This window comes from Klebsiella michiganensis (assembly GCF_015139575.1).
Taxonomy (GTDB): Bacteria; Pseudomonadota; Gammaproteobacteria; order Enterobacterales; family Enterobacteriaceae; genus Klebsiella; species Klebsiella michiganensis.
Genome location: NZ_AP022547.1, coordinates 337,096 through 357,588, shown reverse-complemented (window position 1 = coordinate 357,588; position 20,493 = coordinate 337,096). Strand labels below are relative to the sequence as shown.

General features: G+C 55.8%; 24 protein-coding genes. 21 read left to right on the top strand and 3 right to left on the bottom strand.

The features are described from left to right. Positions 1 to 121 precede the first annotated feature (121 nt). Entirely contained in the window at positions 122 to 718 is a 597-nt protein-coding gene (gene rsmD, locus JLG71_RS01660; RefSeq protein WP_014227097.1) for a 16S rRNA (guanine(966)-N(2))-methyltransferase, read from the top strand. Beyond that, complete coding sequence (locus JLG71_RS01655) at positions 708 to 986, top strand: DUF1145 family protein (RefSeq protein WP_004106574.1); 279 nt, start codon at positions 708 to 710, stop codon at positions 984 to 986. Before rsmD ends, JLG71_RS01655 begins: the two co-directional genes overlap by 11 nt. Positions 987 to 1,000: 14 nt before the next feature. On the opposite strand, the gene JLG71_RS01650 is transcribed toward JLG71_RS01655, so the two are convergent. Next, positions 1,001 to 1,360 (bottom strand): DUF2500 domain-containing protein, encoded by a 360-nt coding sequence (locus JLG71_RS01650; protein ID WP_025106846.1) that lies wholly within the window; start codon positions 1,358 to 1,360, stop codon positions 1,001 to 1,003. Between the two features lie 142 nt (positions 1,361 to 1,502). Here JLG71_RS01650 and JLG71_RS01645 point away from each other — a divergent pair, with 142 nt between their 5' ends. Continuing rightward, positions 1,503 to 2,129 carry a lysoplasmalogenase gene (locus JLG71_RS01645; RefSeq protein WP_004855080.1) on the top strand — a complete coding sequence of 209 codons (627 nt, stop codon included), beginning with the start codon at positions 1,503 to 1,505 and terminating at the stop codon, positions 2,127 to 2,129. Positions 2,130 to 2,207: 78 nt separating this feature from the next. Beyond that, complete coding sequence (gene zntA / locus JLG71_RS01640; RefSeq protein ID WP_200913951.1) at positions 2,208 to 4,412, top strand: Zn(II)/Cd(II)/Pb(II) translocating P-type ATPase ZntA; 2,205 nt, start codon at positions 2,208 to 2,210, stop codon at positions 4,410 to 4,412. 77 nt (positions 4,413 to 4,489) lie between these two features. Here zntA and tusA read toward each other — a convergent pair whose 3' ends face one another. Beyond that, the gene (gene tusA, locus JLG71_RS01635; RefSeq protein WP_004106582.1) at positions 4,490 to 4,735 is read right to left on the bottom strand and encodes a sulfurtransferase TusA; all 246 of its coding nucleotides are present in this window, start codon (positions 4,733 to 4,735) and stop codon (positions 4,490 to 4,492) included. Between the two features lie 166 nt (positions 4,736 to 4,901). Here tusA and JLG71_RS01630 point away from each other — a divergent pair, with 166 nt between their 5' ends. Both JLG71_RS01630 and JLG71_RS01625 read left to right on the top strand, forming a co-directional pair. Beyond that, positions 4,902 to 5,567: a 7-cyano-7-deazaguanine/7-aminomethyl-7-deazaguanine transporter gene (locus JLG71_RS01630; protein WP_025106844.1), complete on the top strand. Its 666-nt coding sequence runs from the start codon at positions 4,902 to 4,904 to the stop codon at positions 5,565 to 5,567. 73 nt (positions 5,568 to 5,640) lie between these two features. Further along, complete coding sequence (locus JLG71_RS01625; RefSeq protein WP_004855087.1) at positions 5,641 to 6,198, top strand: DcrB family lipoprotein; 558 nt, start codon at positions 5,641 to 5,643, stop codon at positions 6,196 to 6,198. Here the strand turns inward: JLG71_RS01625 and JLG71_RS01620 are convergent, their stop codons facing one another. Beyond that, a complete protein-coding gene (locus tag JLG71_RS01620) occupies positions 6,199 to 7,419 on the bottom strand; it encodes an MFS transporter (RefSeq protein ID WP_200913950.1) in 1,221 nt (406 codons plus the stop codon). A gap of 132 nt (positions 7,420 to 7,551) precedes the next feature. Between JLG71_RS01620 and JLG71_RS01615 the strand changes: the two genes are divergently transcribed. The 15 genes from JLG71_RS01615 (at position 7,552) to JLG71_RS01545 (ending at position 20,493) form a co-directional block, all read left to right on the top strand. Continuing rightward, positions 7,552 to 8,601 carry an AI-2E family transporter gene (locus JLG71_RS01615; RefSeq protein WP_009654337.1) on the top strand — a complete coding sequence of 350 codons (1,050 nt, stop codon included), beginning with the start codon at positions 7,552 to 7,554 and terminating at the stop codon, positions 8,599 to 8,601. Between the two features lie 413 nt (positions 8,602 to 9,014). Next, positions 9,015 to 9,404 (top strand): LptM family lipoprotein, encoded by a 390-nt coding sequence (locus tag JLG71_RS01610; RefSeq protein WP_014227101.1) that lies wholly within the window; start codon positions 9,015 to 9,017, stop codon positions 9,402 to 9,404. 63 nt (positions 9,405 to 9,467) lie between these two features. Further along, a complete protein-coding gene (locus JLG71_RS01605) occupies positions 9,468 to 10,529 on the top strand; it encodes a class I SAM-dependent methyltransferase (protein WP_014227102.1) in 1,062 nt (353 codons plus the stop codon). Between the two features lie 76 nt (positions 10,530 to 10,605). Continuing rightward, positions 10,606 to 11,328, top strand: coding sequence for a beta-ketoacyl synthase chain length factor (locus JLG71_RS01600; protein ID WP_032694225.1), 723 nt, complete (start codon positions 10,606 to 10,608; stop codon positions 11,326 to 11,328). Further along, positions 11,325 to 12,140, top strand: coding sequence for a lysophospholipid acyltransferase family protein (locus JLG71_RS01595; protein ID WP_032719974.1), 816 nt, complete (start codon positions 11,325 to 11,327; stop codon positions 12,138 to 12,140). Before JLG71_RS01600 ends, JLG71_RS01595 begins: the two co-directional genes overlap by 4 nt. Next, positions 12,121 to 12,378 carry a phosphopantetheine-binding protein gene (locus tag JLG71_RS01590; protein WP_049084044.1) on the top strand — a complete coding sequence of 86 codons (258 nt, stop codon included), beginning with the start codon at positions 12,121 to 12,123 and terminating at the stop codon, positions 12,376 to 12,378. Before JLG71_RS01595 ends, JLG71_RS01590 begins: the two co-directional genes overlap by 20 nt. Positions 12,379 to 12,390: 12 nt before the next feature. Next, positions 12,391 to 12,642, top strand: a complete 252-nt coding sequence (locus JLG71_RS01585) for an acyl carrier protein (RefSeq protein ID WP_014227106.1) — start codon at positions 12,391 to 12,393, stop codon at positions 12,640 to 12,642. A 6-nt stretch (positions 12,643 to 12,648) separates the two neighbouring features. After that, a complete protein-coding gene (locus JLG71_RS01580) occupies positions 12,649 to 13,230 on the top strand; it encodes a COG4648 family protein (RefSeq protein ID WP_032694223.1) in 582 nt (193 codons plus the stop codon). Beyond that, complete coding sequence (locus JLG71_RS01575) at positions 13,227 to 14,576, top strand: AMP-binding protein (RefSeq protein ID WP_049084046.1); 1,350 nt, start codon at positions 13,227 to 13,229, stop codon at positions 14,574 to 14,576. The genes JLG71_RS01580 and JLG71_RS01575 overlap by 4 nt, the downstream gene beginning before the upstream one ends. Beyond that, positions 14,563 to 14,916, top strand: coding sequence for an ApeI family dehydratase (locus JLG71_RS01570; RefSeq protein ID WP_032719973.1), 354 nt, complete (start codon positions 14,563 to 14,565; stop codon positions 14,914 to 14,916). Before JLG71_RS01575 ends, JLG71_RS01570 begins: the two co-directional genes overlap by 14 nt. Then, positions 14,907 to 16,598 carry a glycosyltransferase family 2 protein gene (locus tag JLG71_RS01565; protein WP_064357705.1) on the top strand — a complete coding sequence of 564 codons (1,692 nt, stop codon included), beginning with the start codon at positions 14,907 to 14,909 and terminating at the stop codon, positions 16,596 to 16,598. Before JLG71_RS01570 ends, JLG71_RS01565 begins: the two co-directional genes overlap by 10 nt. Positions 16,599 to 16,601: 3 nt before the next feature. Next, positions 16,602 to 17,024: an acyl-CoA thioesterase gene (locus tag JLG71_RS01560; RefSeq protein WP_064357703.1), complete on the top strand. Its 423-nt coding sequence runs from the start codon at positions 16,602 to 16,604 to the stop codon at positions 17,022 to 17,024. Beyond that, entirely contained in the window at positions 17,021 to 17,626 is a 606-nt protein-coding gene (locus JLG71_RS01555) for a LolA family protein (protein WP_014227112.1), read from the top strand. Before JLG71_RS01560 ends, JLG71_RS01555 begins: the two co-directional genes overlap by 4 nt. After that, positions 17,595 to 19,916, top strand: a complete 2,322-nt coding sequence (locus JLG71_RS01550) for an MMPL family transporter (protein ID WP_200913949.1) — start codon at positions 17,595 to 17,597, stop codon at positions 19,914 to 19,916. Before JLG71_RS01555 ends, JLG71_RS01550 begins: the two co-directional genes overlap by 32 nt. Then, positions 19,909 to 20,493 (top strand): DUF3261 domain-containing protein, encoded by a 585-nt coding sequence (locus JLG71_RS01545; protein ID WP_014227114.1) that lies wholly within the window; start codon positions 19,909 to 19,911, stop codon positions 20,491 to 20,493. Before JLG71_RS01550 ends, JLG71_RS01545 begins: the two co-directional genes overlap by 8 nt.

Here is a 20,493-nt window from a genome sequence, read left to right as displayed (position 1 = left end):
TGAAATTAGTCGGATAGTCTACCACTTAACTTAACTCGCATCACCGCCCCCGGATTAAGGTTTCGTCAACCGCCGCCGATCGTTAGAATAGCAGCCCGGAAGTTGAGACTTGAGCAAAGAGATGAAGAAACCAAACCACGCGGGCAGCGGCCAGATCCGTATTATCGGCGGGCAATGGCGGGGCCGTAAACTCCCGGTGCCGGAGAGCCCGGGTCTGCGCCCGACCACCGACCGGGTGCGCGAAACGCTATTTAACTGGCTGGCGCCGTCGATCGTTGACGCGAACTGCCTCGACTGCTTCGCCGGCAGCGGCGCGCTGGGCCTTGAAGCCCTCTCCCGCTATGCGGCCAGCGCCACGCTGCTGGAAATGGAACGCGGCGTCGCGCAGCAGCTGCAAAAAAATCTGGCGACCCTCAAAGCCAGCAACGCTAAGGTGGTCAATACCAATACTTTAGCGTTTCTTGCTCAGGCGGGCACGCCGCATCACATCGTGTTTGTCGATCCCCCGTTTCGTAAAGGACTGCTTGAAGAGACGCTAAAGCTGCTGGAAAACAACGGCTGGCTTAGCGATGAAGCGCTTGTCTACATTGAGAGTGAAGTCGAAAACGGTTTACCGCCGGTGCCGATGAACTGGCACGTCTATCGTGAAAAAGTGGCCGGACAGGTCGCCTACCGTCTCTATCAACGTGAGGCCCAAGGAGAAAACCATGCTGATTAATTTTGGCCGCTTGCTGATGCTGTGCGTGTGGGCGTTTTTATTGCTGAACCTGTTTCAACCGTTCCCAAAACCGCTGAACATCTTCGTTAACGTGGCGCTGATCTTTATGATTCTGATGCACGGCCTGCAGCTGACGCTGCTCAAGGCGACGCAGACGAAAGAGATGCCGCCGCTGGGGCGCTTCGAGCAGATTCGTATTTTCATCTTCGGCGTGTTCGAACTGGTCGCCTGGCAGAAAAAGCTCAAGGCGACCCTGAAGAAGAAGTAATGCCAGGAAAAGGTTCAGGGGTCTGGCGTAAAGCCCATAAACCGCGAACCTTTATAGCTCAGGACGCCCTTATCGCCGACGCTTAGCGCATGATACTGCGGCGCCTGCAGACGAAAAACCACTTCCAGCCCGCCGCTTTCCGGCCTGAAGCTTGCTTCATAACGCATTTCGCTACCGGCAGGCGCCACCGTCTGCTGGCGCGAACGGCGATCGTTAATCACCTTCTCCCGCTTATTGCTCACCACCACCCGTTTTTGCAACAGCGGCGCGGCATCGTTATCCATTTTTTCCCGACGCTGCTGCACATAGCGATACGACGCGGCAATCGCAATGATGGCAACGGCAACCATAAAAAACAGCGGAACTTTACTCATTCACCTTGCCCCCAGGAATTATCAGGAATAAGCATACTGTGGCTTGATTATCATTGTCATCTTCCTCTGCAAACCACTACACTGAGATTCAGTACTGTAAGTACAATCACTTACGTAATGATAACAGATACAGGGACTTACTATGCTTTGGTCATTTATTGCTGTCTGTTTCTCCGCATGGCTTTACGTCGATGCGTCCTATCGTGGGCCTGCCTGGCGTCGCTGGGTGTTTAAACCCGTCACGCTGATCCTGCTTCTGTTACTGGCCTGGCAAGCGCCGATGTTTAACGCCATCAGCTATCTGGTGCTGGCCGGGCTTTGCGCCTCGCTGGTCGGCGATGCGCTGACCCTGCTGCCGCGGCAGCGGGTAATGTACGCCGTGGGGGCGTTCTTTCTCTCGCATCTGCTCTACACCATCTGGTTTGCCAGCCAGCTGACGCTATCTTTCTTCTGGCCGCTGCCGCTGGTGCTGCTGATCCTCGGCGCGCTGCTGCTGGCGATTATCTGGACGCGTCTGGAAGAGATGCGGATGCCGGTGTTTACCTTTATCGCGATGACGCTGGTGATGGTCTGGCTGGCCGGTGAGCTGTGGTTCGCCCGCCCGACGGATACCGCCCTGTCCGGCTTCGCTGGCGCGGCATCCCTGCTGCTCGGCAACGCGGTCTGGCTCATCAGCCATTATCGCCGCCGCTTCCGCGCTGACAACGCGATCTCCTCGGCATTTTACTTCGCCGGGCACTTCCTGATCGTCCGCGCGCTCTATTTGTAATTAAGCGCTTGACTCTGGAGTCGACTCCAGAGTGTATCCTGCGGGTAATGAGAAAATTATCATTACCCGGAGGGTCCTATGTCGGCTCCAGAATCGCAGGATAAAAAAGTCCCACACTTCTCATCGTTAAAATTTACCCCTGCCGCGCAGCCTGCGGAAAGCTGCTGCGCGGACCCCGCCTGCAGCAGCGAAACCGCCGCTGAAAACGATGCGCTGAGTCACGCGCGCTTTAGCTGGCTGGTAGAAGGCATGGACTGCGCGGCGTGCGCCCGCAAGGTCGAAACCGCCGTTCGCCAGGTGCCGGGGGTCAGCCAGGTGCAGGTACTGTTCGCCACCGAAAAGCTGCTGGTCAACGCCGAGGGCAATGTCCGTCCGCAGATCGAAAGCGCCGTGCGCGCCGCGGGCTATCAGCTGCGTGATGAAAACGCGCCACGGGCAGAGGAGCCCACCTCTTGGCTGCGCGAGAATCTGCCGCTCCTCACCCTCGTCGCCATGATGGCGCTCAGCTGGGGGCTGGAGCAGTTCAGCCCGCCTCTGGGCGAAATCGCCTTCATCGCAACCACGCTGGTCGGCCTGTGGCCGGTCGCCCGGCAAGCAATACGCCTGATCAAAAGCGGAAGCTGGTTCGCCATTGAAACCCTGATGAGCGTCGCAGCCATCGGCGCGCTGTTTATCGGCGCCACCGCCGAAGCGGCGATGGTCCTGCTGCTGTTCTTAATCGGCGAACGTCTTGAGGGCTGGGCCGCCAGCCGCGCGCGGCAAGGCGTCAGCGCCTTGATGGCGCTGAAACCCGACACGGCAATCCGCGTGCGCGACGGCGTGCGTGAAACCGTAGCCCAGCGCGACCTGCGCCCCGGCGACGTGATTGAAGTCGCCGCCGGAGGCCGCCTGCCCGCCGATGGCCAGCTGCTCTCGCCCTTCGCCAGCTTCGATGAGAGCGCGCTAACCGGTGAATCCGTACCGGTGGAGCGTAACGCCGGGGAACGCGTGGCGGCCGGCGCGACCAGCGTCGATCGTCTGGTACAGCTGACGGTGATCTCCGAACCGGGCGACAGCGCTATCGATCGCATCCTTAAGCTGATTGAAGAAGCGGAAGAGCGCCGCGCGCCGATTGAGCGCTTTATCGATCGCTTTAGCCGCATCTATACCCCGGCGATTATGGTCGTCGCGCTGCTGGTGGCCATTGTTCCGCCGCTGCTGTTTGCGGGCGCATGGCTGCCGTGGATCTATAAAGGTTTAACGCTGCTGCTGATTGGCTGTCCGTGCGCGCTGGTGATCTCAACCCCGGCGGCGATTACCTCCGGGCTGGCGGTGGCGGCGCGTCGCGGCGCGCTGATTAAAGGCGGCGCGGCCCTGGAGCAGCTGGGCCGCGTGCGCCAGGTGGCGTTTGATAAAACCGGCACCCTGACCATCGGCCAACCGCGCGTCACCGCGGTGATGACGACCGCAGACATCGGCGAAAACGAGCTGCTGGCGCTGGCGGCCGCCGTGGAGCAAGGCTCCAGCCACCCGTTAGCCCAGGCCGTCGTACGTGAGGCGGAGCAGCGCCAGCTGGTCATTCCGCCGGCAAGCGGCCAGCGCGCGCTGGCCGGATCCGGCATTGAGGCGCAGGTTGAAGGACGTCAGGTGCTGATTTGCGCCGCGGGTAAAAACCGCGATCCACAGTACGATGAACCTATTCAGCAGCTGGAGAGCGCGGGGCAAACCGTGGTGCTGGTGATGCGCGATGAGGCGCTGCTGGGGATTGTGGCGCTGCGCGATACGCTACGCGATGATGCTCGCCAGGCGGTGGATGAACTCCATCAGTTAGGCGTTCAGGGAATCATACTGACCGGCGACAATCCGCGCGCGGCGGCGGCTATCGCCAGCGAACTGGGGCTGGCGTTCCGCGCCGGGCTGCTGCCTGCGGATAAAGTGCAGGCGGTGATGGCGCTTAATGCCCAGTCGCCGCTGGCCATGGTCGGCGACGGGATCAACGACGCGCCGGCGATGAAAGCGGCGACCATTGGCATCGCGATGGGCAGCGGCACCGACGTCGCTCTGGAGACCGCCGATGCGGCATTGACCCACAACCGCCTCACCGGACTGGCGCAGATGATTTCGCTGGCGCGCGCCACTCACGCCAATATCCGGCAGAATATCGCTATCGCGCTGGGTCTGAAGGGGATTTTCCTCATCACCACCCTGCTCGGCCTCACCGGCCTGTGGCTGGCGGTGCTGGCGGATACCGGGGCGACGGTGCTGGTCACCGCTAACGCGCTGCGGCTGCTACGTAAGAAGTAGGGACAATACCCGGGGGCGGCGCTTGACGCGCCTTGCCCGGGATACGGATTAGTGGGTCTGGTTTTTTGTAGCCTGGATCAGTGGCTTTTACGGATCAGATAGCGGTACGGCAGCGCCTCGGTTTCCTGCGCCAGCAGCTCATGCTCCATAAAGCGGCAGAAACCGGGAATATCGCGGGTCGTCGCCGGATCGTCGGCCACGATTAGCAGCGTCTCGCCCACCGGCATCGTACGCACGGTCTTGCGCACCATCATCACCGGTTCCGGGCAACGAAGCCCCTGCGCATCAAGCGTATGGTCAGGGCTGGAGAAAAGTTCGCTCATTTTCATCTCACATTAACAAAACGGCCCTAGTTTACCCCCAGTTCGCCAGTACGCAAGCCAGGTTAACGTTTGCGCGAAAAACAACCATTGCAATACGCTCGCAACGCAGTATCATGCAGCCGTTTTTATTGGGTTCCCTCACCCCAACCACTAAAAAGGTCACAATATGAGTCCGTTTACTACCGTACAGCGTAAAAAAGCGCTGATCTGGCTATCGCTTTTCCATCTGCTGGTCATCACTTCCAGTAACTATCTGGTGCAGCTGCCGATCTCCATTTTTGGTTTTCATACCACCTGGGGCGCGTTCAGCTTTCCGTTTATTTTCCTCGCCACCGACCTGACGGTGCGGATTTTCGGCGCTCCGCTGGCGCGACGCATTATCCTCGCGGTCATGATCCCGGCGCTGGTTATCTCCTACGGGGTTTCCGCGCTGTTCTATATGGGCGAGTGGCAGGGGTTTGCCGCATTAACCAGCTTTAACCTGTTTGTCGCCCGTATCGCCGCCGCCAGCTTTATGGCCTACGCGCTGGGGCAAATTCTCGACGTCCACGTCTTTAACCGCCTGCGTCAAAACCGCCGCTGGTGGCTGGCGCCCACGGCATCCACCCTTTTTGGTAACGTCAGCGATACGCTGGCCTTCTTCTTTATCGCCTTCTGGCGCAGCCCGGACCCGTTTATGGCGGCGCACTGGGGCGAAATCGCCATCGTCGACTACTGCTTCAAAGTGCTGATTAGCATCGTATTCTTCCTGCCGATGTACGGCATGTTGTTGAATATGCTGCTGAAAAAACTGGCAGATAAATCTGATTTATCCGCATTGCAGCCAGGTTAAGAGTACTCACGAAACGATGTGATAAGATAAGCGAATGAGCCGTTAATGGCCGTTTATCGAAAGGAAGATGTCAATGCGCAATTTGGTTAAATATGTCGGTATTGGCCTGCTGGTTGTGGGTCTTGCGGCCTGTGATAACAGCGATACAAAAACGCCGACTGCCGGGGCTGCTGCGGAAAGCAACGCCAGCGGGCAACCTATTAGTCTGCTGGATGGCAAACTGAGCTTCTCCCTGCCAGCCGGTATGACCGACCAGAGCGGCAAGCTGGGCACCCAGGCCAACAATATGCACGTCTATTCTGATGCCACCGGCCAGAAAGCGGTGATCGTGATTGTGGGTGACAATACCAACGAGGAGCTGGCGGTGATGAGCCAGCGTCTGGAAGAGCAGCAGCGCAGCCGCGACCCGCAGCTGCAGGTCGTGAGCAATAAATCCATTGAGATCAAAGGCCACACGCTGCAACAGCTGGACAGCATCATCTCCGCCAAGGGTCAGACCGCCTGGTCTTCCGTCCTTCTCGGCAAGGTTGATGACAAACTGCTGACGCTGCAAATCACATTGCCAGCGGATAACCAGCAGCAGGCGCAGACCGAAGCGGAAAACATTATCAACACCCTCGTCATCCAGTAACTACTGGCCTGACGCCGCGGCCTCCGGTTCACCGACCGGGGGCCGTTTTTTTAACCGCCATCCCAGCAGCAGCGCCACCGCAACCAGCCCCGCCGTCGCCAGATAGATCGATGAAATGCCCGCCCACGCCATCAGCAGACCGGCAAGCGGACCGGTGATCCCCAGCGAGAGATCCATAAATACCGTGTAGGTTGCCAGCGCCGACCCCTGGTTCTGCTGCGGTACGGCCTTCACCGCCACCACGCCAAGCGCCGGGAACACCAGCGAAAAACCGGCTCCGGCAAAGAAAGTTCCGATTTTCGCCATCAGCGGCGTCTCCGCCAGGCCCACTAACAGCAGCCCAATAATTTCGACGACAAAACAGAGCATCGCCACGTTCAGCCCGCCGAGGCGGTTAATTCCGTTGGGGAACAGCAGCCGGGTGCCGACAAAGGCGCAGCTAAACAGCGTCAGGGCGAAGGCCGCGCCGTCCCAGCCTTTAGCATCATAAAACAGAGTGATAAAGGTGGCGATAACGCCAAAACCCGCCGAAGCCAGGGCCAGCGCCATGCCGTAGAGCCAGACGCGCCCCAGCACCGCGCGAAACGACATCGCTTTACCCTTGCCCGCTTTGACCGCCGCCCGCGGCAACGCGCACAGCACGACCACCAGGGCGACCGCCATAATGGTCAACGCCAGCCCGTGCAGGCCAATCAGCGAGTAGCAGAGCACGCCGAGCGGCGCGCCCATCGCCATCGCTCCGTAGGTGACAATGCCGTTCCAGGAGATAACCCGCCCGATATGCAGCGAACCGACTACCCCGACGCCCCACAGCGTGGAGCCGGTTCCCGCGAAGCTCTGCCCGATGCCGAGGATAATCCGGCCAAGGCACAGCAGCGCCAGGCTAACCACGGGCAAGCCGCCGAAGAGCGCCGCCAGCAGATAGCCGAGTCCGCTCAGAAAGCAGCCGCACAGGCCGAAAATGACGATCTTTTTTGGCCCCAGAAGATCGGCATAGCGCCCGGCGTGAGGGCGGCTGAGCAGCGTAGCGAAGTACTGGAGGCTAATCACCAGCCCGGCCCAAAAGGCGCTAAACCCCATCACATCATGAACATAGCCGGGCAAGACCGCCAGCGGCAGGCCAATGGTCAGGTAGCTGGCAAAGTTAAAAATCACGACAGAGACAATCCGCAGATTGAGGCGCAATCCATTAAGCGCCGGTTCGGCGACGGTTTCGGGCATCGGGTTCCACCAGATTTTTACAACTGTGTTTCATTTCTACCACGCCACACGTTATAAATCAGCAGCCAGATTAGGATTCCTGGCAGCAAGCCAGCCGCTACACTTAATGAAAATCATAGAAAGGAAGAGTGAATGACAACCCCTCAGCCCGATAAAACGGGCATGCATATTCTGCTCAAACTGGCGTCACTGGTGGTTATCCTCGCCGGTATTCACGCCGCGGCAGATATCATCGTGCAGCTATTACTGGCGCTGTTCTTCGCCATTGTCCTCAACCCTCTGGTCACCTGGTTTATTCGCCGCGGCGTGCGTCGCCCGGTCGCCATTACTATCGTGGTGGTGGTGATGCTGATCGTGCTCACCGCGTTAATTGGCGTACTGGCCGCGTCGGTTAACGAATTTGTCGCCATGATGCCAAAATATAATAAAGAGCTGACGGCAAAAGTCCTGCGGCTGCAGGAGGCACTGCCCTTTTTGCATATTCATATGTCCCCGGAGCGTATGCTGCAACGCATAGACTCCGACAAGCTGATGACGTTCACGACCACCCTGATGACCGGGCTGTCCGGCGCCATGGCCAGCGTCGTTCTGCTGGTTATGACGGTGGTATTTATGCTTTTTGAAGTCCGGCATGTGCCCTATAAACTCCGTTTTGCCCTCAACAACCCGCAAATCCACATCGCCGGTCTTCATCGGGCGTTAAAAGGCGTTTCGCATTATCTGGCGCTGAAAACGCTGCTTAGCCTGTGGACCGGGGTGATTATCTGGTTAGGGCTGATGCTGATGGGGGTGCAGTTTGCGCTGATGTGGGGCGTGCTGGCTTTTCTGCTGAACTATGTGCCTAACATTGGCTCGGTGATTTCCGCCGTCCCGCCGATGATCCAGGCGTTACTTTTTAACGGGTATTATGAATGCCTGCTGGTCGGCGCACTCTTTTTAGTCGTGCACATGATTATCGGCAATATTCTCGAGCCCCGCATGATGGGCCACCGGCTGGGCATGTCTACGCTGGTGGTTTTCCTCTCGTTGCTGGTCTGGGGATGGCTGCTTGGCCCGGTGGGAATGCTGCTGTCGGTACCGTTAACCAGCGTGTGTAAAATATGGATGGAGACCACCAGGGGCGGCAGTAAGTTAGCCATCCTGCTCGGGCCCGGGCGCCCCAAAAGCAGGCTACCGGGCTAGCTGATCTTGTCGTATCAATGCATCCGTATACCCGTATTTAAAAAAGCGGGTATGCGGGAAATACGTTATTCAGATAAGCTTCATAGATAAATCACAACAGAACACTATTCACCTGCTATTTATTTTCAACTTTTTCGCTACAGAGCAGAAACATCCCTCCTTTGATTATATTCATTGATAGAGCATATTAATTTAATTATACTTTTGCACCGGCCTCTAACAAGCGGCCTCCATTATTCGTCTTGACAATAAAAAACCATTAACATCAGAGTCTCCATCTATCTGAACGACTTAAAAGCAGACAAACACACGAATTAATGTAGAATAAAAACGATAGCCGCATAACATCTACGTATCAATATTTCCAACACGATATATTATTTTTTTAACCAATAAAATGATAGGGAGTATTCATGAAAAAAATAATTCGCTGGGTTGCCGCCGCAACGATTATCGGTGCTCTGGCAGGCTGTGCCCGTACAGCGCCCATTGAACAAATCCATACAACAGTAAGCGCAGGCCATACCGAAGCCGAGGTTAAAAATGCAATCATCAAGGCAGGTGCCCAGAGAGAATGGATTATGTCAGACGCTGGGCCGGGGGTGATCAATGCCCGCCAACAAATACGCGACCATATTGCTGAAATTAAAATTAACTATTCCGCAACCAGCTATTCCATCAACTATGCCAGCAGCATTAACCTGATGGCCTCCGGTGGAAAAATTCATAGAAACTATAACCGCTGGGTGCACAACCTTGATAAAGATATTCAAATTACCCTTGCTGCGGACTCAGCTCGGTAAATGAACTCTCTTTGGGCCAATAACGGCCCGTTCCCCCACTAAACTGTAAAGGCTGTGTCAATCGTGTACAAAAAGGACACTCTCAGCGCACTGGATGCTATTACCGAAGCGCAGCGGATTGCTTTTGCCCCCATGCTTTTTCAAACTGCATTATGCCTACGCAACTCAGGCGTACTAGATTACCTCGACCATCAAGGTAAACTCGGTGCGACGCTGGAGGCTATTTGTGAGCATTGCGAGGTAAATGAATACGCCGTCAGCGTATTGCTGGATATGGGATTAAGTGGACGTATCCTTACTCATAAAGGAGAGTGCTATTATCTCGCTAAAGTAGGACATTTCTTACTTCATGATACAATGACCCGGGTAAATATGGATTTCACACAGGATGTTTGTTATCAGGGATTGTTTTTTCTGGAAAATGCGCTCCAGGAAGGAAAGCCAACCGGGTTAAAAGTATTTGGCGACTGGCCCACGATTTATCCAGCCCTGGCACAGTTACCGCAGGCGGCGCGTAAAAGCTGGTTCGCTTTTGATCATTACTATTCTGACGGGGCATTCAATGCTGCACTGCCGTATGTATTCGCCAGCCAGCCCGCAACCCTGTACGATGTAGGCGGAAATACCGGAAAGTGGGCTTTACGCTGCTGTCAGTATGATGAAAATATCGCGGTAACGTTATTAGATTTGCCTCAACAAATTGCACTGGCTCGTGAAAATATAGAAAATGCAGGCCTTACCCACCGCATCGATTTCCATGCTGTGGATATGCTGAGCGACGCGCACCTTCCCGGGGAAGCGGATGTCTGGTGGATGAGTCAATTTCTTGACTGCTTTTCACCAGAACAAATTATCACCATGCTCAGTAACGTGGCGCGCGTGATGAAACCCGGCGCTCGCCTGTGCATTCTGGAACTGTTCTGGGACGCGCAGAAATTTGAAGCTGCATCTTTCAGCCTGAATGCGTCTTCGCTCTATTTTACCTGCATGGCCAACGGTTACAGCCGGTTCTACAGCGTCGACAAGTTTTATCGCTATCTGGAAATGGCAGGATTCCAGGTAGAACAACGTCAGGATAATTTAGGCGTTGGGCATACCTTATTGATATGCCAGAAAATAAAATAACAAAGCAGCGTTACTCGCTGTTTTGGCGTTCAATTTAACGCCAGCAAAATCATTGATTGATCGCGGACGCGAGCGGATGACATTTTCATTTAACATAATTGACTGGCAAGCCATGGCTCCTGGGGTCAGTGGCACCGAACAGTGGCAAAAGTGGTCACGGCATTTGCACGCCATCGACCCCACGGCACCGTTGGCTAAGCTCAGCGAGCTGCCAATGATGACGGCCCGCCGGCTCAGCTCCGGTAGTAAGCTGGCAGTCGAGTGCGGGCTGGCAATACTCCGTCGCCATGAGATAGATGCTGTTGTGTACACCAGCCGCCACGGAGAGCTGGAGCGTAACTACCGGATCCTGCACGCGCTGGCGACAGAGCAGGCGCTCTCTCCAACCGATTTCGCCTTATCCGTGCATAACTCCGCCGTAGGTAATCTGACTATCGCCGCGAAAAAGCCGATCGTTTCATCGTCGCTCTCCGCCGGCCGCGATACTTTCCAGCAGGGATTGTATGAAGTCATGGGTCTGCTGAATGCGGGGTACCAGCGTATTTTAATAGTCGATTTCGACGGTTTCCTGCCTGTTTTTTATCACCCGCAGCTACCACCTTTGATGCCCACCTGGCCCTATGCAACGGCGTGGATTATTGAGGCTGGTAGCGAATGGCAGTGTAAAACCCAACGCTGCGAGGTTGGCGAGGAGAGCGAGCTACCGCAAAGTTTGCTGTTTTTACAACACTATTTGCAGAATACCAGCACATTCACCATCCCCGGTGAGCGCGTGCAGTGGCAGTGGTGCCGCTCATGAATAGTATGCTACCCAAGCTAAACCGTCTTTGGCGAGCGGCAATGACCGGCTTTTGTTTCGCGCTTTTCGGGCTTGGCGGGCTGCTGCTCTCGCTTGTCTGGTTTAATCTGCTGCTGGCAACGATTCGCGACAAAGCCCGTCGCCGTCGACTCGCACGGCGCAGCATTTCAGCCAGTTTCCGATTCTTTCTCACCGTGGTAAAAGCCGTTGGTGTACTCGATTTTCGCATTGAAGGCGGCGACGTTTTGCGCCAGGAGCGCGGTTGCTTGATCGTCGCCAACCACCCTAGCCTGATCGATTATGTCATGCTCGCTTCAGTAATGCCCGAAACAGACTGCCTGGTGAAGAGCGCGCTGCTGAAAAATCCGTTTCTCAGCGGCGTTATTCGCGCGGCGGATTATCTGATTAACGATCAGGCTGATGCCCTGCTTCCGGCCAGCAGCCAGCGTTTACAACAGGGTGACACCATTTTGATTTTTCCCGAGGGAACGCGCACGTTACCTGGCGAAAAAATGACGCTACAGCGCGGTGCGGCCAATATCGCGGTTCGCTGCGGTAGCGATTTGCGCGTAGTCGTTATCCGCTGTACCGAGCATATGCTGGGCAAACAGAGCAAGTGGTATGATGCTCCGCCAACGAAACCACGCTTTACCATTGCGGTTGGTGAGCGGCTACAAATCAACCAATTTTACGATGCAAACATACAAGAACCGGCGCTGGCGGCAAGGCAGTTAAACCGGCATATTTTGCTTCAATTACAATCAGGTACTACGCCTGGCACAGGAATTAATGATGCAAGCGCTCTATCTTGAAATTAAAAATCTGATCATAAATACACTGAACCTGGACGAACTGTCCGTTGACGATATCGAAACCGAAGCGGCGCTGTTTGGCGATGGTTTGGGCCTGGACTCAATCGATGCTCTGGAACTGGGTCTGGCAGTGAAAAACCAGTACGGTGTGGCGCTGTCCGCCGAGAGTGAAGAGATGCGTCAGCACTTTTTCTCCGTTGCCACGCTGGCATCTTTCATTCACGCGCAACGTACCTGAGGAGACGCCGTTATGACCGCACAAAACGCCATTTACGAAGAAGTCTCCGCGCTGCTGATTAAGCTGTTCGAAGTCGACGCGCAGGCAATTCAACCTGAAGCGCGCCTGTACGAGGATCTGGAGCTGGATAGCATCGACGCAGTCGACATGATCGTACATCTTCAAAAGAAAACCGGTAAGAAAATCAAGCCGGAAGAGTTTAAAGCCGTTCGTACCGTGCAGGATGTCGTCGATGCGGTAGAACGCCTGCTCAAAGAAGCATAATTCTCCGTGTCAGGCGCACGGTCGCTGCCGGTCATCACCCTGCTGACAGGTTTATTGCTGCTGACCTGGCCATTTTTGATCTGGTTTGGTCTGGCGCATAACGGCCTGCGCTGGCTGCTGCCGCTAATTGCACTCTTGCTATTTTTACGCTGTCGTCAGATCCGACGACAGGCGGGGCCACTACGCATCGTCACACAGATCGTTGCTGCCGCAGGCATCACGCTGTGCTCTGCCAGCTATCTGCTCAAAACTCACCAACTGCTACTGTTTTACCCGGTGGTAGTGAACAGCGTCATGCTAGCGGTTTTTGGCGGTTCGCTGTGGTCAGCTATGCCGATTATCGAACGCCTGGCACGACTGCGAGAACCAGACCTTCCAGAAACTGCCGTTCGTTATACACGCCGAGTGACACAAATTTGGTGCGCATTTTTCATCTTCAACGGCAGCATTGCGCTCTTAACCGCGCTGCACGGCGACATGTCCATTTGGACGGCGTGGAACGGGATGCTCTCTTATCTGTTGATGGGCATGCTGATGGCCGGTGAGTGGTTAGTACGCCGGCGGGTAATGAAAAGAGATAATCAATGAAGCCGATCCTCACTCTGGCCCAGTGGCTCAACGCCCCTCGCCCGGTCGACACGTCGATTGCATGGCAGGAAGGACATACCTGGACACTTGGGCATCTGCGCAAGGATGTCGGTCATCTGCTTGAATACCTGCAACAGCAGGAAGGCGATCGCTGGGCGCTATGTTTTGAAAACAGCTATTTGTTCATCGTCGCGCTGCTGGCAACGCTGCATGCAGGTAAAATACCGGTGCTCCCTGGACACTGCCGCGTAACATTATTGAGTGAGCAGCACACCCTGTTTGACGGTCTATTGAGCGATAAAGTGCTGGACTGGCAGGGCTCGCTGCGGGTGGTCAGTTCCGCCATGACGCTCGCCACTGAATCCTTCGCCTTTCCAGCAATCGACAACGATGCATATATTGAGCTGTTTACCTCCGGATCGACTGGTCAGCCAAAACGTGTGAACAAACCAATACGCCTTCTCAACAACGAAGCACAGCTGCTGGCAACGCGCTTTGCCGATCGTCTTGCAAATTGCCGCATAGTCGCTTCAGTCACACCTCAACACCTGTACGGCCTGACATTCCGTATCTTCCTGCCGATGGCCTTAGGTCTGCCTCTCCACGCAGGGATGCTCTGGTACGCAGAGCAGTTGGCGGCTCTGAGCCATAAATATCGGTACGCGTTTATCAGCAGCCCTGCATTCCTCAAACGCCTCGACGGCCAGCTCGCTCCCCCACCGGTAGAGATGATCCTGTCCGCGGGTGGTGTGCTCTCCTGGTCAGATGCCGCGCGAGCAGCTAGCTGGCTGAACGTTTGGGTGGATGAAATCTACGGCAGTACTGAAACCGGCGTTATCGCCTGCCGCGATTACCAACAAGATGATGCGAAATGGTTGCCTTTTCCTGGCATCAGCATCCATCAGGAAAATGGTTCATTTCGCGTTATTTCACCGCTAATCGCAGATGTTGATGGCTTTTTACTCGATGATATTCTGCAATTTTCAAAAAATGGACAGTTCGGCCTGATTGGACGCCGGGGGCGGGTGGTCAAAATTGAAGAGAAGCGCATTTCGCTCAGCGAAGTGGAGCAGCGCCTGCTGATGTTGGACGGCATCCTTGATGCAGCGGTATTAACGGTAACACGCGGCAGCCGTCAAAGCGTGGGCGCCTTGCTGGTCCTGGATAACAACGCGCGAAAGCGCTGGGGTAAAACCCAGGAATTAACATGGCGGAAAGCGTTGAGCTCATGGCTGGAGCCGGTCGCCGTTCCCCGCTACTGGCGGGTGATTGATGAAATTCCGGTAAACAGTATGAACAAGCGTGTCTATGCGCAATTACAGGAGTTATTTCATGAAACCCCATGAAATTGAGCGCCATCAAGCACAACCTCATCAGATTCAAATCGATTTATATCTCGACCCCACGCTGTTCTGGTTTCGCGGGCATTTTGCCGTCCAGCCGCTGCTCCCGGGCGTTGCGCAGATAGATTGGGTGATGCATTACGCTACCACCCTACTCGCGCCCGGCTGGCGTTTTCATAGTATTCAGAACGTGAAGTTCCAGGCGCCGCTATTGCCGGAGACAGCCGTTACGCTCACCGTGCTCTGGCAGGAAGAACGGCAAATACTCACCTTTAGCTATCAGCGCCACGACGGCGAAGCGCGACACACAGCCAGCAGCGGGAAGATCCGTTTATGCCGTTAAATTTTTCCCCGTGCGTGCTGATCCCCTGCTATAACCACGGCGCGATGATGTCGCGCGTGATGGCGCGTCTTCAGCCGTTTGGCCTGCACTGCATCGTAGTTGATGATGGCAGCGATTTCCGTACGCAACAGGAACTCGAACGATTAGCGGCAGCATCTGCAAATATGACTTTAATTCGCCTGCCGATTAACTCAGGTAAAGGCGCAGCGGTTATTCGCGGCATGCAGACGGCAGCGGAAGCTGGCTTTAGTCATGCCGTCCAGGTTGATGCCGACGGCCAGCATGCTCTTGAAGACATTCCCAAACTGCTTGCACTGGCCGAGGAACACCCGACGGCGCTGATTTCCGGACAGCCAATTTATGATGACTCCATTCCCCGCTCACGCCTGTATGGGCGCTGGGTGACCCACGTCTGGGTGTGGATCGAAACGCTTTCGCTTAAATTGAAAGACAGCATGTGTGGCTTTCGGGTCTATCCGGTTGCGCCAACGCTGCGGCTAGCGCAGCGCGTGGCGCTAGGTAAGCGGATGGACTTCGATACTGAAGTTATGGTGCGTCTCTACTGGCAGGGTAGTACCAGTTATTTTATCCCAACCCGCGTTACCTATCCGCTGGACGGGCTATCTCATTTCGACGCCTTCAAAGATAACCTGCGTATCTCACGGATGCACACGCGACTGTTCTTCGGCATGCTGCCGCGCATCCCATCGCTGTTGTTCCGCCACACATCGCCACACTGGGCGCATCAGCAGGAGGTCAGGGGATTGTGGGGAATGCGTGTGATGCTTCTGGTATGGCGCCTGCTAGGGCGCAAGGCATTTACTCTGCTACTCTATCCAGTGGTCGCCGTTTACTGGCTCACGGCTTCCACTGCTCGTAAAGCTTCGCGGAACTGGATATCTCGCGTACGCGAACAGCTCACCGAGCGTCTGATGCCGGTCCCCCCTTCGCTCACCAGCTACCAGCACTTTCTGCGCTTCGGAAATGCAATGCTCGATAAAATTGCCAGTTGGCGCGGCGAGCTGCGGTTGGGCCGCGATGTGGTATTTTCGCCTGGCGCGGAAGAAGCGCTCAACGTCAACTCACCGTACGGCAAGCTGCTGCTTGCATCACATCTGGGCGATGTTGAAGCCTGCCGCGCGCTAGCGCAATTACAGGGCAGCAAAATCATCAACGCGCTGGTATTCAGCGACAATGCCCAGCGCTTTAAGCAAATTATGCAGGAAATGGCTCCGCAGGCTGGACTCAACCTGATGCCGGTCACCGACATCGGCCCGGAGACCGCCATCCAGCTTAAAGAGAAGCTAGAGCGCGGCGAGTGGATTGCCATTGTCGGCGATCGCATTGCGGTTAATCCCCAGCGCGGCGGCGAATGGCGCGTCTGCTGGAGCCGCTTTATGGGCCAACCCGCTCCGTTTCCACAGGGGCCGTTCATTCTCGCCTCGATTTTAGGTTGTCAGGTGGATCTGATTTTCGCCCTGCGCCAGCAGGGAACGCTGCGTATTCACTGCGAACCGTTCGCCGATCCGCTGCTGCTGCCGCGCGCCGAACGTCAGGATGCCTTGCAGAAAACTATCGAGCGCTACGCCGAACGCCTCGAGCACTATGCGCTCCAGTCGCCGCTGGACTGGTTTAACTTTTTCGATTTCTGGCAACTGCCGGACACCAAACACAAGGAATAAAAGGTGCTGAACGATCCCCGCTTTACGGCTGAAGTCGAGCTGGCTATTCCGTTCCACGACGTTGATATGATGGGCGTGGTGTGGCACGGCAACTACTTCCGCTACTTTGAGATTGCCCGCGAAGCGCTTCTGAACCAGTTCGACTACGGGTACCGACAGATGAAAACCTCGGGTTACCTGTGGCCCGTGGTTGATGCGCGCGTAAAGTACCGTAATCCCCTGACCTTTGAGCAGCGCATTCGCGTCCGCGCGCGTATAGAGGAGTTCGAAAACCGCCTGCGCATCGGTTATGAAATTTTCGATGCCGAAACAGGAAAGCGGGCAACGACTGGCTACACCATTCAGGTAGCGGTTGAAGAAAAGAGTCGTGAACTGTGCTTTGTCAGCCCCACGATTCTGTTTGAACGTATGGGAGTTACGCCATGAGATTCTTACCACTGCTGGCGCTGTTCATCAGTCCCATAGTCAGCGCCCTGACGCTTGATAATCTGCAACAGCGCTTTACCGAACAGCCGGTGGTCCGGGCGCATTTCGATCAAACCAGAACGATTAAGGATCTGCCGCAGCCGTTGCGATCTCAGGGGAAGATGCTGATCGCCCGCGACCAGGGTTTACTATGGGATCAAACCAGCCCTTTCCCGATGCAGTTGCTGCTGGATGACAAGCGGATGGTGCAAGTGATTAACGGCCAGCCGCCGCAAACCATCACCGCCGAGAACAACCCTCAGATGTTCCAGTTCAACCATCTGCTGCGCGCGCTGTTCCAGGCCGATCGTAAAGTGCTGGAAGAGAATTTCCGCGTAGAGTTTGTAGACTTAGGCGAAGGACGCTGGACGCTGCGCCTGACCCCCATCACCACGCCGCTGGATAAGATTTTCGCGACCATTGATTTAGCCGGAAAAACGTATCTGGAGAGCATTCAACTCAACGACAAGCAGGGCGATCGTACCGATATCGCACTTTCCCAACATCAACTCACGCCAGCGCAACTCACCGATGACGAACGCCAACGCTTTGCCGCCCAGTAAACGCCCTGCGTTGCTATGGGGAATCGCCTGCCTGATCCTGCTGGGCGTTCTGCTAACGCAACTGCCTCAGGCGCGGCTAAACAGTAGCGTGCTGGCGATGCTGCCAAAGCAAACACTGGGGAAGACCCCACCGAGCCTGAACGACGGTTTCATGCAGCGTCTCGACCGACAGTTGGTCTGGTTGGTAAGTCCTGGTAAGAAAGCCGATCCGGCGGTAGCCCACGACTGGCTGATGCGATTGCAAAAATCGCAGGCGCTGGCTGAAGTGAAAGGCCCAATGGACGCCAACAGCCAGCAAGCGTGGGGAGCTTTTTTTTGGCAGCATCGCAACGGACTAATCGATAGCGACACCCGTGCGCGTTTGCAAAACGGCGGCGAGGCGCAGGCGCAATGGATACTTTCCCAGCTCTACTCGGCATTCTCCGGCGTTAGCGGCAAAGAGTTGCAAAACGATCCGTTGATGCTGATGCGCGGCTCGCAGCTGGCAATGGCCAAAAACGGCCAACGCCTGCAGCTGATGGACGGCTGGCTGGTGACTCAGGATAAACAGGGCAACTACTGGTATCTGATGCATGGCGAGCTGGCCGGTTCCTCGTTTGACATGCAGCAGACGCATCGGTTGGTCACCACGCTAAAAACGCTGGAAGCTGAACTTAAAGCGCAATATCCGCAGGCAAAGTTGCTGTCTCGCGGCACGCTCTTTTACAGCGATTACGCCAGCCAGCAGGCGAAACAGGATATCTCCACCCTCGGCGTGGCGACTCTGTTCGGCGTGATTCTGCTGATTATGGCGGTATTCCGCTCGCTGCGCCCGCTGCTTTTGTGTCTGATATCCATTGCTATTGGCGCGCTGGCGGGCACGGTCGTGACGCTGCTTATTTTCGGCGAGCTGCATCTGATGACGCTGGTGATGAGCATGAGCATTATCGGAATTTCCGCTGACTATACGCTCTATTATCTGACCGAACGGATGGTGCACGGTGCACAAATGTCACCGTGGCAAAGCCTCGCTAAAGTGCGGAATGCGCTGCTGCTGGCGCTACTGACTACCGTAGCGGCGTACCTGATTATGATGCTCGCCCCCTTCCCCGGTATTCGTCAGATGGCGGTCTTCGCGGTGATGGGGTTAAGCGCCTCCTGTTTAACGGTGATTTTCTGGCATCCGTGGCTATGTCGTGGTCTGCCCGTCCGTCCTGTTCCGTCCATGGTACAAATGCTGCGCTGGCTTGCCGCATGGCGACGCAATAAAAAGCTTTCCATCGGTTTACCTGTGGTGCTGGCGCTGTTCTCGCTGGCAGGTCTTGCCACGCTGCGCGTTGATGATGATATATCACAGCTACAAACGCTGCCGCAGGACATCCTGGCCCAGGAAAAAGCCATTACCGCGCTCACCGGACAAAGCGTCGACCAGAAATGGTTCGTAGTTTATGGCAAATCTGCCCAGCAAACCCTGGAGCGGCTGGAACGCTTTACCCCCGAGCTGGAGCAAGCGAAAACAGAAGGATGGCTCAGCGGGTATCGCACCATTCCGCTAAATTCGCTCGCCCGACAGCAGCAGGATCTTAGTTTGTTGAAAAATGCTGCGCCCACCGTTACCGCAGCCCTGAATAACGCAGGACTAACGGCAGTAAATCCCGACCTCAACGCCATGCAGGTAACGGTTGATGCCTGGCTTGCCAGCCCGGCTAGCGAAGGGTGGCGGCTATTGTGGATAACGCTGGCAGATGGAGAAAGCGGCGTACTAGTGCCAGTAGAAGGCGTGAACAATAGCGCAGCGCTAAATGCTCTCAGCACAAGATATGTTGGTGTTGCGTGGGTGGATCGCAAAAGCAGCTTCGACGAGCTGTTCACACTTTATCGTCATATCCTGACAGGCCTGCTGTGCGTTGCGCTAGCGGTGATTGCCTGCGGGGCGATGATTCGGCTTGGGTGGCAAAAAGGGCTAATAAGCCTGGTGCCGTCGATGTTATCCCTTGGCTGCGGGCTGGCCGTACTCTCGCTGAGCGGTCATACGGTAAACCTGTTCTCGCTACTGGCGCTGGTGCTGGTGCTCGGAATTGGCATTAACTACACGCTGTTTTTTAGCAATCCGCGCGGCACTCCGCTGACGTCGCTACTGGCGATTACGCTGGCGATGCTAACTACGATCTTGACCTTGGGCATGCTGGTTTTTAGCGCCACCCAGGCTATCAGCAGTTTTGGCATTGTACTAGTAAGCGGTATTTTCACCGCGTTTCTGCTTTCACCACTGGCGATGCCCGCGAAAAAGAGAAAAAAAGATAATGATTAAACCGACGTTCTGGCGCGCCATCGCTCTGATCGCAACGCTGATACTGGCCGGATGCAGCAGCTCGCAGCCGGAACAACAAGGGCGCCCTCAGGCCTGGCTCGAGCCGGGCACGCGCGTCACACTGCCTTTGCCGGACATCTCTCCGCCGATTAATTCACAGCAACTGCTCACCGGCAGCTTTAACGGCAAAACCCAGTCGCTGCTGGTACTGCTCAATGCTGACGATAAAAATCTCACGTTGGCAGGACTCTCCTCTGTCGGCATTCGCCTGTTCCTTGTGACCTACGATGAAAAAGGGCTGCACAGCGAACAGTCAATCGTGGTACCGCAGTTGCCGCCAGCAAGCCAGGTGCTGGCTGATGTCATGCTCAGCCACTGGCCAATTCACGCCTGGGAGTCGCAGTTGCCAAAAGGCTGGACATTGATCGACTGCGGCGATAAGCGCGAACTGCGCAACGCCAGCGGTAAGCTGGTCACCGAAATCATCTATTTGAATCGCAAAGGCAAGCGTGAGCCGATCAGCATCGAACAACATGTCTTTAAATACCACATCACCATTCAATATCTGGGTGACTGA

Excerpts from the sequence above, each read along its gene's own strand:
- JLG71_RS01625 (WP_004855087.1), top strand. The coding sequence starts at position 5,641 with ATGCGCAATTTGGTTAAATATGTCGGTATTGGCCTGCTGGTTGTGGGT.
- JLG71_RS01615 (WP_009654337.1), top strand. The coding sequence starts at position 7,552 with ATGACAACCCCTCAGCCCGATAAAACGGGCATGCATATTCTGCTCAAA.
- JLG71_RS01585 (WP_014227106.1), top strand. The coding sequence starts at position 12,391 with ATGACCGCACAAAACGCCATTTACGAAGAAGTCTCCGCGCTGCTGATT.
- JLG71_RS01610 (WP_014227101.1), top strand. The coding sequence starts at position 9,015 with ATGAAAAAAATAATTCGCTGGGTTGCCGCCGCAACGATTATCGGTGCT.
- JLG71_RS01630 (WP_025106844.1), top strand. The coding sequence starts at position 4,902 with ATGAGTCCGTTTACTACCGTACAGCGTAAAAAAGCGCTGATCTGGCTA.
- JLG71_RS01550 (WP_200913949.1), top strand. The coding sequence starts at position 17,595 with ATGACGAACGCCAACGCTTTGCCGCCCAGTAAACGCCCTGCGTTGCTA.
- tusA (WP_004106582.1), bottom strand. The coding sequence starts at position 4,735 with ATGAGCGAACTTTTCTCCAGCCCTGACCATACGCTTGATGCGCAGGGG.
- JLG71_RS01590 (WP_049084044.1), top strand. The coding sequence starts at position 12,121 with ATGCAAGCGCTCTATCTTGAAATTAAAAATCTGATCATAAATACACTG.
- JLG71_RS01645 (WP_004855080.1), top strand. The coding sequence starts at position 1,503 with ATGCTTTGGTCATTTATTGCTGTCTGTTTCTCCGCATGGCTTTACGTC.
- JLG71_RS01600 (WP_032694225.1), top strand. The coding sequence starts at position 10,606 with ATGACATTTTCATTTAACATAATTGACTGGCAAGCCATGGCTCCTGGG.
- JLG71_RS01545 (WP_014227114.1), top strand. The coding sequence starts at position 19,909 with ATGATTAAACCGACGTTCTGGCGCGCCATCGCTCTGATCGCAACGCTG.
- JLG71_RS01575 (WP_049084046.1), top strand. The coding sequence starts at position 13,227 with ATGAAGCCGATCCTCACTCTGGCCCAGTGGCTCAACGCCCCTCGCCCG.
- JLG71_RS01555 (WP_014227112.1), top strand. The coding sequence starts at position 17,021 with ATGAGATTCTTACCACTGCTGGCGCTGTTCATCAGTCCCATAGTCAGC.
- JLG71_RS01655 (WP_004106574.1), top strand. The coding sequence starts at position 708 with ATGCTGATTAATTTTGGCCGCTTGCTGATGCTGTGCGTGTGGGCGTTT.
- rsmD (WP_014227097.1), top strand. The coding sequence starts at position 122 with ATGAAGAAACCAAACCACGCGGGCAGCGGCCAGATCCGTATTATCGGC.
- zntA (WP_200913951.1), top strand. The coding sequence starts at position 2,208 with ATGTCGGCTCCAGAATCGCAGGATAAAAAAGTCCCACACTTCTCATCG.
- JLG71_RS01650 (WP_025106846.1), bottom strand. The coding sequence starts at position 1,360 with ATGAGTAAAGTTCCGCTGTTTTTTATGGTTGCCGTTGCCATCATTGCG.
- JLG71_RS01620 (WP_200913950.1), bottom strand. The coding sequence starts at position 7,419 with ATGCCCGAAACCGTCGCCGAACCGGCGCTTAATGGATTGCGCCTCAAT.
- JLG71_RS01595 (WP_032719974.1), top strand. The coding sequence starts at position 11,325 with ATGAATAGTATGCTACCCAAGCTAAACCGTCTTTGGCGAGCGGCAATG.
- JLG71_RS01570 (WP_032719973.1), top strand. The coding sequence starts at position 14,563 with ATGAAACCCCATGAAATTGAGCGCCATCAAGCACAACCTCATCAGATT.
- JLG71_RS01565 (WP_064357705.1), top strand. The coding sequence starts at position 14,907 with ATGCCGTTAAATTTTTCCCCGTGCGTGCTGATCCCCTGCTATAACCAC.